The sequence below is a fragment of the Novosphingopyxis sp. YJ-S2-01 genome (assembly GCF_016093175.1).
In the GTDB taxonomy this organism is placed as follows: Bacteria; Pseudomonadota; Alphaproteobacteria; order Sphingomonadales; family Sphingomonadaceae; genus Novosphingopyxis; species Novosphingopyxis iocasae.
In genome coordinates, this window is the sequence record NZ_JAEDAI010000001.1 from 1424903 (window position 1) to 1440048 (window position 15146).

Sequence of the window (15146 nt, forward strand, 5' to 3'; positions counted from 1 at the left end):
AAGGCGCGGCGCGGGCGTTTGGCCACCGTCAATCGGCAGCTTTTGCCGGGGAGCAACGCGACGGACCGTGCGTTTGCGGAAATAACCTACAGAAGGCCATCGATCGATGCTTCTCTCTTCTCTCCCTGCGCTCATCCGGCACGGTGTGCCATGCTGAAGAAAATCGCTATCGGCTTTGTCGCTTTGATCGGCCTGCTGCTGATCGGCGGCAGTGCTTACGTCACCTATCTCGGCTATTTCTCGGATGATCCTTTCACGGTGATGCGCCCTCCCGAAGGGGCGCAGAAACCGGATTATGCGATCGCCTTCCTGTCAGGGGATATGGGCTTCAACGCCGGAATGGGGCCGCAAATTGCCAGAGGCTTCGTCAATGACGGCGTGCCGGTGCTGGGCTTCAATTCGCTCAGCTGGTTCCGCCATCGCCGCACGCCGGAAGACGTGAATGCGATCGTGCAGGATATCACCAGGCGCACGATGCGCGATTTCGGTGTGGAGAAAGTCGTCCTGATCGGGCAGTCTTTCGGGGCCGATGCGCTGCATCTGGGCCTTCCCGCCATGCCGCGAGCGCTGCGCAAGCATGTAGCGTTCGTCGGCCTCGTGGTGCCCACGGACACGGTGTTCCTGAAGGCATCGCCCGCGGAAATCTTCAACTGGTCGCCGCCCGATCTGCCCGCCGCGCCCAGCGCGCGGGAACTGACCTGGGTGCCCGGCGTCTGCATCCATGGCGAGACCGAGGATCATTCGCTCTGCAGCGTCATGACGCAGCCCAACATCGCGCATGTCGCTCTACCAGGCGGGCATTATCTCGATAAGGATTCCGAAGCCGTTTACCGCGCGCTGAGCAATGCGATCGCGCAGCGGGCGCGGGGACTGTGAGCGAAGGTCCGCGCGGCCTCGGCGGCCATGGCGCGTTCAAATTGTTTCTCATCGCCTGGGCTGGGTTCGGAGCGGGCGCAGGACTGCTGCTCGATCCGGTGGAGGCGGGCCTCGTGTCCTTCTGTGCTGCCACGCTGCTTTTTTACGGATATCTCATGAAGCAGGTGCGCGGCTCCGCTGTCGAGGACATTCGCCGCCGCGCCGAACAGAATGATGCCGGGGCACGGCTGTTTTTGGTGATTATGGCGCTCGTCATGCTGGTCGTGCTCGGCGCGATCACAGCGGAAATTACCGGCTCCAAGGGCGGGCTCGCGCGCACCCTGATCGGCGCGATCGCGCTGGTCGATGCCTGGATCTTCGCGAACATGGCGATGACGCTACATTATGCGAACCTCTATTATGGATCGCAGAACGGAGAGGACCGCGGCGGGCTGGAATTTCCGCATGAGAAGCAGCCGGGCTATTGGGAATTTGCTTATTACGCGTTCACCATCGGCATGACGTTTCAAACCAGCGACGTCGATACCACCACCGGCGCGATGCGGCGTCTGACGCTGTTCCACGCGCTGGGCGCATTTCTGTTCAACGTCGGTGCGATTGCGCTCGCCGTGAACATTCTGGCAGGCAGCGGATAGCGCTCAGGCCTTGCCGGAAACGAGCAGCGTCGTGTCGATCAGTGCCTGAGCCATCCCGATCCCGCGCGGCGCGGCCATGTAGCGCGATCGCCAGATCGGCCGGAATTTCTCCTTATAGGCGCGCAGACCTTCATAGCCGTAGAGCACCTCGCCATGCCGATAGAGCAGTCCGGCCGCGCGTGCCCAGAGGGGGGCGAGGCGGCGGTTCTCGATACCGGACAGGGGCGCCATGCCAAGGTTGAACCAGCGATACCCTTGTGTCTGTCCCCAAAGGAACATTTCGGTGAACAGATAGTCCATCGTGCCGCTGCGCGCCTCCGGCGCATGGCGCATAAGGTCGATCGATAGCTCTTCGCGCCCCGGCAGCGTCCAGAGATTGGCGAAGGCGGTAATCTGCCCTTGCGGATCGCGAACGATCGCGACGGGCCCGCCCAGAATATAGTCCCGGTCCATCCGGCCCAGGCTGAAGCGCTTCTCCTTCTGCTTCTTGTCGGCGAGCCAGGCATCCGAAAGCGCAGTCAGCGCGTCATATTCCGCCTCCAGCCGCTCGCCCTCCAGCACCTCGAAGCGCAGACCCTCGCGCTCCATCCGGCCATGCGTGTTGCGCAGGCTCTTGCGCGCGCCGCCCTGCAAGGTGAACGCGCCCAGATCGATGCGCGCTTCCTCGCCCAGTTTCATGAGGCCTAACCCCAGATCGATGGCGTGCGGCAGTGCCTCGGCGGATAGTTGATAGAAGACGGCGCGGCCCTGTTCGCGGTCCGCGGTTTCGCGCAGACGCCACATCAGCGAGCTCCAGCGTTCCGCCGGGCCGACGGGATCGCCCATCGCGATCCAGCTGCGTCCTTGCACCTGATACATCAGAAAGGCGGTGCCATCGTCGCTGATGAGGAAGCGCTTGTCTCCGGTTCGGGCGAGATGCGCTTCCGCATTGCCGGTCACCGCAAGCGCCCCGGTCCAGACGTCCTCGGGCAATTGGTCGACCGACTGTCGAATATGATGCGGTGCGGCAAGCCGCCAGATCGCAATGCCCACCGCCACCAATGCGGCGAGGACCAGCGCGCGTACGAAACGCGGCACATCTCCGCCGCGGCCCAGTTCCCACCAGTAATCCCCATTATAAGCCGCATTCTTATAGGCGAACATGCCGAGCCATGCGCTGAGCAGGACCACCACGATCACGGCCGCCAGCCAGCGGCGCGACAGTGGTTCGGCCGAAAACGCGGTGCGGCGGTAAAAGGCCGGGCCGGTCCAGCGCAGGAGGCCGAACACGATCAGCAGCGTTGCAGCTTCCTCATAATCGATGCCGCGCATCAGCGCGAAGAGCGCACCGGCAAGCAGCAACAGGCTGGCCGCGTGCCGCGCCGCATCGAGCCGCCGGTAAAGACCATAGCCGACGAAAAGGAGCAGCGTACCGATCAGGCTGGCAACCAGGTGCGAGAAGTTCACCACCAGCATCGGCAGCACTTCGCGCACCGTGCGCAGACGATCAGGCAGGGTAGGCAGCGATCCGCTCAGCAGGAGGATGGCCCCGGCAGCGAATACCAGCGATCCCATCGCGAACGGCGCGATCGAGGTGGCGACGAAGCGCGATCCGCGCGCCACCTGCCCCAGATGGCGGTGGAGCCGCGCGCCCTCGCTTGCCGCGAGAGTGCCGAGCGCGAGCAGGAACGGCAGGACGTAATAGATCAGGCGATAGGCGATAAGGCCGGACAGCAGGCCGGATTTGTCGATCTGCGGCAGCGCGACCAGGATGACCGTTTCGAACACGCCCAGGCCGCCGGGCGCATGGGTCAACGCCGCGACGATCAGCGCGATGACATAGGCCGTCAGAAGCGTCGGATAGCTCTCCCAGCCAAGGCCCGGCACCAGCACGAACAGCACCGCCGCAGAACAGCCGATGTCGATGGCGGCGGTAGCAAGCTGGGCCATACCGATGCCGGGGCTGGGCAACGGCAAGGATAGCGGACCGAGTTTTACCTGCCGCAGGCCCCGGAACGACAGGATTACGGCGATGGCGAGCCCGCCAAGGATCGCGGCGGCAATGGCGATTTGCGTCCAGTCCGGCACATTGAAGCCGCCCAGCGAAAGCGCACCGGGCCGGACCAGCAGGACCATCGCGAAAACGGAAAAAATGCCCGTCCAGAAGGTGAGCGCGGCAATCGCGATTACGCGGGCGACGTCTTCGGGCGATATGCCGGCCGCACCATAAATGCGCATGCGGACAGATCCGCCGGTCAGCAGCGAGAGGCCGAGCATATTGCCCACGGCATAGCTCATCGCGCCGCCCTTGGCCGCGAGGGGATAGGGCTGCGGACGGCCGATCGTACGCAGTGCCAGAAAATCGTAGAGCGTCAGGCAGGTGAAGCTGCCTGCGGTGAACAGCAAGGCCAGGAGGATGTGGACAGGCGGAATGGATCGCAGCTGCCGCCGCAAGTCGGAAACGTGGATTTCCTTCGACAGCGCGTGCACCGCCAGGAGGCCGAGTGCGGTCACGACGATCATGACCAGCAGGCTGAGCGGCGTCTTGTATCGCGTCAGGAACGCCCGGGCGCGGGTTATCGCACTGCCGGCGGTGTCGGTCACCTCGTCCATGCGAACACCCTACCGCCTTTGCCCAGTTCCGATTCTCCGCCGCTCTTAGCGCGACGAGGGCAACAGGCGAAGCCTGTCCGCGTCAGGAAGTCAGGCGGGCTCGACCTCGACGGTCTGCGCGTTCATGTGCGCCGAGCCGTAGGCGGTGAGGAAGGAGACGTCGGCGGCGTCGCGGCCCACGCCGATCTTGGCCATGCCGCCCTCTTCGGCCATGCGCGTGGCATCGACAAGGTGCCAGCTGCCGCCGAGGAAAACCTCCGCCACCGCGTGAAAATCCTGTGGCTCGACGCCGAGCGCATAGACTGCGGCCACGCGCGCGGGGATCGCCGCGGCGCGCGCGAGGGTGACCATCACATGCGCATAATCGCGGCACACACCCTCGCGCTTCACGAAGCTTTCCAGCGCGGTGGTGTCCGGTCCGCTGGAGCCGGGGACGTAGGAGAAGCGGTCCGCAATCCAGTCCAGCATTGCCGCCACCTTGGCGCCGCCTTGCAGATCGCCGAACTCGGCCTCGACGAAGCTTTGAAACTGGTCCGACGGGCAGAAGCGGGAGGGCCAGAGATACTCGATCGTCTCGCCCGGCAATTGGTGCGGAGGTACGGCGGGCAGGGTGGAGACATCGGCCAGCACACGGTCGATCCGCACGACGGCGTTGTAATCGATCACGACATTGCCCGATGTGCGCAGCCATAGCCGCTCGCCGATATCGTTATGGGCGGGAACGCGGGCGAAATGTTCCAGCTTGGGCGGCAGCGCGATATGCGCCTGCTCGACAAACTGTTCCGGGATCATCGCCGCCTCCAGTTGCAGCAGAAGATCGGTGGAAGCTTCGAAATTATAATCGAGCTGCGAATGGATGCGAATTCTCATGGAGGTCTGAACGGTCGCTGGGCCGCTTTGGCTCCTTATTGTCAGATCAGACCTTCGCCATCGTCTCCAGCGCGTCGGCAAGCGCTTCCGGAGTGGAATAGAAGGGCGAATGGTCGCTCTCCAGCGTCACCACGGGATCGCACGGTAAAGCGGCCTGCATCGCGCGCTGCAGGTCGAGCGGCACGGCATGGTCATCGCTGCATTCGACATAGCCGCGCGGTACGCTGCCATAGCGCTCCTGGCTGAGCGCGGCGGGCGTGGCGAAGCTCGACTGCGGTTCGGGCACCAGCCGGTCGACCGAGGCGGCGGCATCCTGCGCGCCGCAGGCATTGTAGAACAACGGTACGGCAAGTCCGCGCTTCACGGTTACGAAGCCTTCCATGGCGGCGGGTTCCAGCACGTCCGGTGTCACCCCGCGATCGATCGTGCCGGCGGTCCGGCCGATGGACGCGCCGTCCGGCAACAGGAAGGCGGCGAGATAGACCAGCCGGGCGATCTTGTCCGGCGCGCGCTCGGCTACCTCGCTGATGATGAGGCCGGAGCGGCTGTGGCCGACCAGAATTACGGGCTCGTCCTGCTTCTCGATCAACTCGGCGATGTCATCCGCCCATGCGGCGATCGTCATCGCATCGGCCACTTGCGGCTGTCCGCGCGCCATGCCGGCGAGATCCGGGGTCAGTACGGTGTGGCCGCGCGCCTCGAGCAGTGGGGCCAGCGTCTCCCAGCACCAAGCGGAATGCCATGCTCCAGCGAGAAGGACGAAGCGCGCCATGTCAGCGGCCCCCCGGCGACTGGCGGGTGCGGATAGGGTGGGCTGGGATGAAACTTTCCATAGCTATGCGGCCTAGACCAAGCGGGCCGCCGCCGCCACTCCAGACAACGTTACCGATTGATTAACCATTTTTTGACAGGGGTGGCGACCATGAACCGCTCTGTCCCGTCTCTGCGCGGCGGCCATGGCCGCTTCACCTTCATTCTGTCGCTGGCGGCGCTGGTGCTGATTTATGCCGTTGTCGGCTATCAGGGCATCCAGCTGACCTATCTGGATGGCCGCATCGCCGCCGTGTGGCTGCCCAATGCGATCCTGCTGGCGCTGATGCTGCGGGTGAGTCAGGCGCAGGCCGCTCTTTATCTGCTGGCCGGTTTCCTCACCAACATTGCGATCAATCTGGCCGTGGGCGACTTGCCGATTACCGCGCTGGCGCTGGCATTGGGCAATGTGGCGGAGGTGATCGTCGCCGGGGCGCTGATGCAGCGCCTGTGCGGCAGCAGGCCCGATATCGGGGTCGCCAGCAATCTCAATACCATGTTGCTGGTGGCTGCCGCGGTCCCGGCTCTTTCCTGCGTGTTGCCGGGCGTAGCGATGGCAGGAGCCGGCGCGGAATTTTCGGTTTCCAGCGCGTTCAAATGGTATAGCGCCCACGCGCTGGCGATGGCGACGCTGGCGCCCACGGTTATGATCTTCATCGATAGCTGGCGCGCGCGTCGCCGTCCGCTTCCCGGTGAAGTTCGAAAGTGGATCTGGCTTGTCCTGGGCACATTGCTGTCCACTGCCGCGATCTTCGGCCAGTCGCGCTATCCCTTCCTGTTTCTGGCAGCGCCGATTGTGCTGGTGGCTGCGTTTCGAACAGGCATGCTGGGCACGGCAGTCTCGATCCTTATCGTTTCGATCGTGGCGACAGCGGCAACGCTGCTCGGCAGCGGACCGGTCACGCTGGTGAAGGACGATCTGGCCTATGAATTCGCTACCCTCCAACTTTTCCTGGCAACCTGCTTCGTAATCGGACTGCCGGTGGCGAGTGTCCTGCGCGGACGGGCGGCGATCGCGCAACAGCTCACCGAAAGCCGGGATCTGCTAGATCAGGTGCTGGAGAATATAGGTGAGGTGGTGTTCAAGACCGACACCGAAGGCCGCTGGGTTTTTCTCAACAGCGCTTGGGAAGAAATGACCGGATATTCGGTCAAGGAAAGCCTCGGCTGGAAAACCTCAGCCCTGCTGGTCGAAGAGGATAAGGAGGCGGCCAGGCCCATCTACAGGAAAATTTATACCGGAGAGATCGAACACATCACCCTTCCGCAGCGTTTTTGCGACCGGAGTGGGGAGGTGCACCATATCGAGCTGGTCGTGCGCCGCCAGGCTGACGCCCATGGCGGTTTTGCGGGAACGATCGGCAGTATTCGCGATGTCACCACGCGGGTGCTTCAGGAGCGTGCCCTTCAGCAAAGCGAGAGCCGCTTCGAGGAACTCGCCAAGATTGCGCCTGTCGGTATCTTCCGCACCGACGCGGACGGTCAGTGCAACTATGTGAACGAGGCCTGGAAAGAGATTACCGGTCTGGAAGACGGCCAGTGGGAGGGCGAGGGCTGGGCGAACGCCATTCATCCGGATGATGTCGAACGGGTCTTCGCCGACTGGGGTACCGCGGTGGCCGAGGAACGGGACTATGAAGGCGACTTCCGTTGGGTACATTCAGACGGCAGCGTCGCTTGGACCACGGCGCTAGGGCGCCCTGACCGTGCCGCCGATGGCGAGGTGGAAGGCTTTATCGGCGTGTGCATCGACTTCACGGAGCGCAGGCAGGCTGAAGGCGAACTCAAACAGCGCGAGCAGGAGCTGAAAACGCTCGCCGACAACGCGACGGACGCCGTGATGCGCCTCACGCTCGGCGGCATCTGCACTTATGCTTCCCCGTCCAGCGGTGATCTGCTGGGCCTGCCGAGGCACTATTTGATCGGCCAGAATATGTTGACGGGCTTTCATCCGGACGATCATGACGCGGTAATATCCGCGTTTCATGACCTTGCTGCCGGTAATAAGGATGATCTGATCCTGGCCTATCGGGCGCGCAGCCTTCGCGACGAGGACCGATGGATATGGGTGGAGGCAAATTGCGGTCTCGTTCGCGATTCCGAAACGAACGCGCCCAGCGAAATCGTGGTTTCGATCCGCGATATCAGCCACACCAAGTCTCTGGAAGCGGACCTTCGCGAAGCCCGCGCGCGGGCTGAGCAGGCGGCGCGCGCAAAAAGCGAATTCCTTGCCAATATGAGCCATGAAATCCGTACCCCGATGAACGGGGTGATCGGATTTACCGAGCTGGTGCTCGCCGGAGAGCTGAACGACCAGCAGCGCAGCAATATCGAACTGATCGCCGAATCGGGACGCGCGATGATGCGGTTGCTCAACGATATTCTGGACATGGCGAAGATCGAGGCCGGCCAGATGACGGTTGTCGAAGAACCGCTGAAGATCCGGCACAAGCTCAAATCGGTCACCGGGTTGATGCAAGGCATTGCTACCTCGAAGGGCGTGAACATCGTGGCGGAAATCGATCCCGACGTGCCGGAATGGGTGTTGGGCGATAAGCTGCGGCTCCGGCAGATTATCTTCAATCTCGTCGGCAATGCCGTAAAATTTACCGACGAGGGAGAGGTGCGTATCCACGCTTCCGTCTGTCAGGGTCTAGGCGGAAAGCTGTTGCAAATATCGGTGCAGGACAGCGGCATCGGCATCGAATCCGACCGGCTGGAACAGATATTCGATCAGTTTGCGCAGGCCGATTCCGGTATCGCGCGGAAGTTCGGTGGAACGGGGCTGGGCCTCGCCATCAGCAACCAGCTTGCACGCATGATGGGCGGGCGGATTGCCGTCCGGAGCAAGATCGGGGAAGGCTCCACCTTCATGCTGGAAATTCCGTTGCTCATCGCCGAAGCGCCGCAGGAAATTGACACCGGTGCGGCTGCGGATTCGCCCAGCGACCTGGTCCCGTACCAAATCGGCCGCGTGCTCGTGGCCGAGGATCACGACATCAACCAGGAACTGGTACGCCAGATGGCGCAGGGCCTGGGCATCGACATCGTCATTGCCGAAGACGGGCAGGAAGCGGTAGAGAAGGTGGAGGCGGCCGCGGCGGCCGGTGAACCCTTCGCGATGATCATGATGGACATGCAGATGCCGCGTTTGGACGGCATTTCGGCCACGAAGCTACTGCGTAAAAAGGGTTTTGACGCGCAGCAGCTGCCGATCGTCGCGCTCACCGCCAACGCTTTTGCGGAAGATATCGAAAACTGCCGGCGTGCGGGCATGCAGGGGCACCTCGCCAAACCGCTGCATCCGCGCGATTTTCTTGCCTCGGTGCGTCGCTGGGGTGCGGGAGCGGTGCCCTCCGCAGTTCCATCAAAGCCGGCCAAGTCGCCGCGACCATCGCTCAAGGATCGCTATGCCGAACGCAAGGCGCAGGCGCTCGAGATGTTCTCCAAGGCGCTGCGCGAAAACCGGTTCGAAGACGCCGGGATCGAAGATCTTGCCGGCGAACTTCACAAGATTGCAGGCACGGCCGGATTTTTCGGCGAGGACGATCTGGGCATCCGCGCGCGCGAAATCGAGCTTGCACTGAAAGAAGGGGCGGCCGAGGGGCGCGCTGCGCTCATGGAGGAAGCCGTCACTTTGTTGCGGCAAGCTGCGTGACACTCCGGATCTTCGGCCGTTGTGAAAGTGCAATGATTTTCTAATCTATTCATGTTAGCAGGATTGCGAAAACGAGGGGAAACAAGATTTTGGCCGGGTTGGCATTCTTTCAACCGAAGCGAAATCGTGTTGCTGAGGAAAAACCTCGGCCCGGCGGCGGCTTTGCGGTGCTGAAGTTCCTCACCGACCATGGACTGAGCGACTCCCCGGAAAATTACGCGACGATCCACGAATATTTTGCCGCCCCCGACAAGCTGCTGGCCAAGGCCGTCGATGCGTTGTTGATGAGCGGGGTGCAATTGACCGACGCTGGCATTCTTGAGCTTCGCGCGTCGCTCGAACCGGCGGATGGGAATAATGCCGATGCGGGCCAGCATGAGCGCCTAGAGCTGCGGCAACAGGCGCGTCACTTGGCCGAACTGACGGCGCGCGCGGCCAGTGCCAACGAACAGTTTGGCAAAGGCCTCACCTCCGATCTGGGCGGTCTGTACCAAGCGCCTGAACCGCTGATCAGCCAGGTACGCGACATGATCGACCGTACGGAGGCGACCGAGAGACAGCTCGCCTCCGCGCTCGCCCAGATTCAGGAGCTACGTCAGGAAGTCGAGGCGGAGCGCGGCAATGCCGGGCGCGATGCGCTCACGGGACTGCTGAATCGCCGCGGCATCGAGGCTCAGCTCGCAGCCGCTGGAGCGGGCGATACGATCGTGATGATCGATCTCGATCACTTCAAGCAACTGAATGATGGCCACGGCCATGCGGTCGGCGACAGGATCCTGAAAGTCGTTGCGTCATCGCTCAGCGATTGCCTGGAATCTCATGAAATCGCGCGTTGGGGCGGCGAGGAATTTCTCGCACTGCTTTCTGGCACAGGTTCCAAAGCTGCCAAAGCGCTGATCGAGGAGGCGGCGGAGGCCCTGAGGGAGCGCCACTTCCGATCGCGCGACAGCGGTAAACGGATTGGAAAGGTAACTTTTTCCGCAGGTCTTGCCGTTATCGGTAAGGGCGGCGTGGAAGACGCGATCGCGCGCGCCGACGCGGCGCTCTATGAAGCGAAGGATGCGGGCCGCGACCAGATTGTGGTGGCCAAGGCCAGCAAATAAAGCCGTTCGGCTGCGTCGCTCAGCTCGCGATTGTATCGACAGGTGCCGGCGGCTCCATGATCAGCGTCCGTCCTTCCACGCGCCAGCTTTTGAGCTGCGACAAAAAGTTCATGCCCAGAATATCGACGCCGAGCGAGGGCGAGACCACCACCTTCAGATCGCGCGCCTCGATGCCGCCCAGCTCCAGTTGCCGGATGGTGCCGGTTTCGGCCTGAACGGTTCCGTTGGCGGTGCGGATCATCGTCGGCAGCAGATTTCCGCCGCGCTCCACCCCGGCCGCTGCGGCGGTTTCGCCGCTAAGCGCCGTAACCGTTGCGCCGCTGTCGATCAGCATCCGCCGCTCGACGCCGTCGATCACGGCGTCGGCCCAGAAATGCCCATCCGACGCCATCTGAATGCGCACCTCGTCTCCGGTCACTTCCTGCCGGTCCAGCCCCAGTGTCTGAGTCACGCGCGATAGCGCAGGATCATAGGGTGCCTGCTGCAACACAATGAAAACAGCCAAGGCCAGCAGCCCTAGCGAAAAAAGCGCGCGAAACGCCCGTCCGACGAACGGAAGGCGAAACAGCAGCATGAGCACCAGCGCGATGCCCAGCGCATAGAGCGCCAATTGTTGCCATTGAGGATCCGCCGCGATGTTCATCGCCGCAAGATAGGAACGCCGCCCGCCTGCTGCCAGCTATCGGCGACCTTGTTGCTGCAGATCCTTTGCGCATCGCAGACGCTTTTGCGCTGACTCCTGCCGTGATGTCGCCACGTTCCTTTGGCTTCCCCCTTGCCGGGCGGTGATCCTATGTACGGCGCTCAGGAGCCATTCTTCATTTCTCGATCGAGCAAGGACAGGTAGCATGAAAATCGTCAGCTTTTTTCACAACCATTGCGTATCCTACGGCATCATCGCCGGGGACGGTATCATTTCGGCGAGAGATAGGCTGGGGGGCCTACCGCTTACGGATGTGCTTGAAAATCCGGGGCCGCTCCAAAATCTCGAAACGGGCGAGCCTGACATGGCGCTGTCGGAGGTGACACTTCTTCCGCCGGTCCCTGAATCCGGGCGGATCCTATGCGTAGGTCTCAATTACAAACGGCACATTGAAGAGACCGGTCGTGAGGCGCCCGCTTATCCGATCCTGTTTTCTCGTCATCCGTCTTCGCTTGTCGGCCATGGCGAGCCGATCGTGCGTCCGCGGGTGTCCAGCGCTTTCGATTTCGAGGGGGAGCTCGCGGTCATCATCGGCAAATCGGGCCGCCATGTTCCGGAGGAGCGGGCGCTGGAACATGTCGCGGGATATGCATGCTTCAACGATGGCTCCATTCGCGATTTCCAGCGACACACATCGCAATTTCTGCCGGGAAAAAATTTCGATCGATCCGGCGGCTTCGGTCCTTGGCTGGTAACAGCCGACGAGGTGGGCGATATACGCAATCTTCTTCTCACCACTCGCCTGAATGGGGAGGTGGTTCAGCACGCGCCGGTCAATGACTTGCTGTTCGGTGTGGAGGCGCTGATCGCTTATGTCTCGCAGATATGGGAAATACGGCCGGGCGACGTCATCGCGACGGGAACGCCCGGCGGTGTGGGCGCGGCGCGCGACCCTAAACTTTGGATGAAAACGGGGGACCGTATCGAAGTCGAGATCGGCAGGCTCGGAATCTTGTCCAATCCGATCATCGGTGAGAAAGAGTAGGAGTTAGCATCGTGAACATCCGCTCAGTACGCTTAACCGCGATCGATCTCCTGAGCGCCGATCTGCAGCGCATGGTCGATTGGTATCGCACGGTGCTAGTCGCCCAGGTCGTCAATCGGAGCGCTGTCGCTGCAACGGCTTCCGGCTCTTTCTGGTTTCTTCGTCGCCGCCGCGTCGCCCCAAGTTTCGCGCGAAAATAAAGCGTGGACTTTCTCAAGAGCAGCGAGGCTGGAAGGCTGCAATATCGGCGTCGCTCAATGCTTCATTAGCCCGGTCCAATGCCCTATGCCTTCCGCTTTGCATGGTCTTCGGCAATGCCGCGATTAGGCACGCCGCGCACGAGTTGTGGCGTCCGTAATCTTTAAGGCCATCCGACCCTAGTATTAATGCTGGCATGCCAGCACGACGTTCATTTCCGGAAGCAATGACCCTAATACCGCCGCAGCCCACCCACTCAGGATAAGTGATGAAGACACAATTGAGGCCGAAAACGCAGCCGGATCATATTGCTTTGCTGGAAACGCTCGATCACCGTCTGCGCTGGCTTTCTGCGTGGACGATCCACAACGCCAATCATGTCCGCGAAAGCCGGGACCAGCTGAAGGTGGGCGGGCATCAGGCCAGTTGCGCCTCGATCAGCAGCATCATGGCTGCGCTCTATTTCCATGCGCTCGGCCCCAACGACAAGGTCGCGGTTAAGCCGCATGCCGGGCCGGTGCTCCACGCGATCCATTATCTGCTAGGCAGTCAGACGCGCGAGCAGCTGGAGGCGTTTCGCGGGTTCGGCGGGGCGCAGAGCTATCCCAGCCGGACGAAGGACCGGATCCCGGTCGATTTCTCCACCGGCTCGGTCGGCCTCGGCGTGGCGGTGACCGCCTTTGCCAGCCTGGTTCAGGATTATCTGGTGGCCCACGGCGCGCTCGACAGCGCGAAGACGGGACGTATGGTCGCGCTGATGGGCGATGCCGAGCTCGACGAAGGCAATATCTACGAATGCCTGATCGAGGGCTACAAGCACGACGTGCGCAATTGCTGGTGGATCGTCGATTACAACCGCCAGTCGCTCGACCATACCACCGCCGACCGCATGTTCCGCCGGTTCGACGACATCTTCCGCACCTGCGGCTGGCGCGTCGTTACGCTGAAATATGGCAAGCTGATGGAAGAGGCGTTTCAGGAGCCGGGCGGCGAGGCCTTGCGCGGGTGGATCGATAGCCAGTCCAACGCCGATTATGCGGCGCTGACCTATCAGGGCGGGGAGCAATGGCGCGCGCGGCTTACCCGCGACATCGGCTTCGAGCCGGGCGTTGCAGATCTGCTTGAGCGGCGCGACGACGATGCGCTGGCGCGTCTGATGACGAACCTCGGCGGTCATTGCATGGAAAGCCTGACCGAAGCCTTCGACGATGCGGACGACGACACCCCCACGCTGTTCATCGCCTACACCATCAAGGGCTATGGGCTGCCGTTTGCTGGCCACAAGGACAATCATGCAGGGCTGATGAACCCCGGCCAGATCGAGGCGCTGCGGGACCGGATGGGCATCGCAGAGGGCCGGGAGTGGGATCCCTATGCCGGGGTGGGTGACAATATAGAGGGTGCGCTGCGCGCTCTGGTGGAAAGCTGCAACATCTCGCGCGAGAAAGCGCAAGTCAGCCCCGCCCGCTTCGACGTGCCCGCGTTGCCCGTGCCGGAAGGGGATGAGCAGTCCACCCAGACCGCGTTCGGCAAGATCCTGCTGGATCTCGCCAAGGGCGGCTCACCGCTGGCGGACCGGATCATCACCACATCGCCCGATGTCACCGTGTCGACCAATCTCGGCGCATGGGTCAATCAGCGCGGCCTGTTCCGGCGGCAGCAGATGGACGATGTGTTCCGCAAGGCGCGCATTCCGTCTGCGCAGAAATGGGAGGGCGATACCGCGGGCCAGCATCTGGAACTGGGCATTGCGGAGAACAATCTGTTCCTCGCACTCGCCGCCATGGGGCTGTCGGGCGCGCTGTTCGGCGAGAGGCTGCTGCCGATCGGGACGATCTACGATCCGTTCATCGCGCGCGGCCTCGATGCCCTGAATTACGGTTGTTATCAGGATGCGCGGTTCATTCTGGTGGCCACCCCGGCAGGCGTGACGCTGGGCCCGGAGGGCGGCGCGCACCAGTCGATCAATCCGCCGCTGATCGCGATGGGCCAGCCGGGCCTGCGGCATTATGAACCGGCCTTCGTCGACGAACTGTCGGTGCTGATGGAAGAAGCGCTCCGCCTGATCCAGGCGCCGGAGGGGGAATCGGTCTATTTCCGGCTCACCACGCGCGCCGTGAAGCAGATCGCGCGCACGGACGACCGCTGGCGCGAGGGCGCGATCAAGGGCGCCTACTGGCTGCGCGAGCCGGGCGAGGGCGCGGAAGCGGCTATCGTCACCATGGGCGCGCTGGTGTCCGAGGCTTTGGAAGGCTGGGAAGCGATGATCGACGATCTGCCGGGCCTTGGCCTCCTGGTCGTAACCTCGCCCGATCTGCTGCACCGCGACTGGAGCGCGTGCATGGCAAAGCAAGGCGCTGGCGCATCGCATGTCGAAAACCTGCTCGGGCAGCTGACGCCGGGGGCCAGTCTCGTCACTTTGCTGGATGGCTCGCCCGGCGCTTTATCCTGGCTCGGCGGGGTCGACGGTCGCCGCGTCTCTCCCCTGGGTGTCGATCGGTTCGGCCAGACCGGCGATCTCGTCGATCTATACCGGGACTATCGCCTCGACTCTGATGCCTTGGTGGATGCGATGGCAAAGCTGTTCATGCACTGAGCTCTCGATTCTTCGACGGCGCACACGCTTTCTGTTTTTCTGATTCTGCGCGGTAAAGCGCAGCCGGATCGGCGCGACGCCCTCAATCGCGAAATCGCCGCTGGTTACCGCTGCGCCGCC

Annotated in this window: 10 protein-coding genes; 6 read left to right on the forward strand and 4 right to left on the reverse strand. The window is 62.7% G+C overall.

Features of this window, described 5'->3' with window-relative positions:
• Window positions 1-150 precede the first annotated feature (150 nt).
• Both I6A82_RS06880 and I6A82_RS06885 read left to right on the forward strand, forming a co-directional pair.
• A complete protein-coding gene (locus I6A82_RS06880) occupies window positions 151-876 on the forward strand; it encodes an AcvB/VirJ family lysyl-phosphatidylglycerol hydrolase (RefSeq protein WP_198094254.1) in 726 nt (241 codons plus the stop codon).
• Window positions 873-1511: a DUF1345 domain-containing protein gene (locus I6A82_RS06885; RefSeq protein WP_198094255.1), complete on the forward strand. Its 639-nt coding sequence runs from the start codon at window positions 873-875 to the stop codon at window positions 1509-1511. Before I6A82_RS06880 ends, I6A82_RS06885 begins: the two co-directional genes overlap by 4 nt.
• 3 nt (window positions 1512-1514) lie before the next feature.
• Here the strand turns inward: I6A82_RS06885 and mprF are convergent, their stop codons facing one another.
• The 3 genes from mprF to I6A82_RS06900 form a co-directional block, all read right to left on the reverse strand.
• A complete protein-coding gene (gene mprF / locus I6A82_RS06890) occupies window positions 1515-4103 on the reverse strand; it encodes a bifunctional lysylphosphatidylglycerol flippase/synthetase MprF (protein ID WP_198094256.1) in 2589 nt (862 codons plus the stop codon).
• 90 nt (window positions 4104-4193) lie between these two features.
• On the reverse strand, window positions 4194-4973 hold the full coding sequence (locus I6A82_RS06895) for a transglutaminase-like domain-containing protein (protein ID WP_198094257.1): 780 nt from the start codon (window positions 4971-4973) through the stop codon (window positions 4194-4196).
• 46 nt (window positions 4974-5019) lie between these two features.
• Window positions 5020-5745: an alpha/beta fold hydrolase gene (locus I6A82_RS06900; RefSeq protein ID WP_198094258.1), complete on the reverse strand. Its 726-nt coding sequence runs from the start codon at window positions 5743-5745 to the stop codon at window positions 5020-5022.
• 150 nt (window positions 5746-5895) lie between these two features.
• Between I6A82_RS06900 and I6A82_RS06905 the strand changes: the two genes are divergently transcribed.
• Both I6A82_RS06905 and I6A82_RS06910 read left to right on the forward strand, forming a co-directional pair.
• On the forward strand, window positions 5896-9441 hold the full coding sequence (locus tag I6A82_RS06905; protein ID WP_198094259.1) for a PAS domain S-box protein: 3546 nt from the start codon (window positions 5896-5898) through the stop codon (window positions 9439-9441).
• Window positions 9442-9608: 167 nt separating this feature from the next.
• Window positions 9609-10544 carry a GGDEF domain-containing protein gene (locus I6A82_RS06910; protein ID WP_198094260.1) on the forward strand — a complete coding sequence of 312 codons (936 nt, stop codon included), beginning with the start codon at window positions 9609-9611 and terminating at the stop codon, window positions 10542-10544.
• Between the two features lie 19 nt (window positions 10545-10563).
• On the opposite strand, the gene I6A82_RS06915 is transcribed toward I6A82_RS06910, so the two are convergent.
• Window positions 10564-11187, reverse strand: coding sequence for a retropepsin-like aspartic protease family protein (locus I6A82_RS06915; RefSeq protein WP_198094261.1), 624 nt, complete (start codon window positions 11185-11187; stop codon window positions 10564-10566).
• Window positions 11188-11392: 205 nt separating this feature from the next.
• Here I6A82_RS06915 and I6A82_RS06920 point away from each other — a divergent pair, with 205 nt between their 5' ends.
• Both I6A82_RS06920 and I6A82_RS06925 read left to right on the forward strand, forming a co-directional pair.
• Window positions 11393-12232 carry a fumarylacetoacetate hydrolase family protein gene (locus I6A82_RS06920; RefSeq protein ID WP_198094262.1) on the forward strand — a complete coding sequence of 280 codons (840 nt, stop codon included), beginning with the start codon at window positions 11393-11395 and terminating at the stop codon, window positions 12230-12232.
• 466 nt (window positions 12233-12698) lie between these two features.
• On the forward strand, window positions 12699-15026 hold the full coding sequence (locus tag I6A82_RS06925) for a transketolase (RefSeq protein ID WP_198094263.1): 2328 nt from the start codon (window positions 12699-12701) through the stop codon (window positions 15024-15026).
• The last annotated feature ends 120 nt before the right edge of the window (window positions 15027-15146 follow it).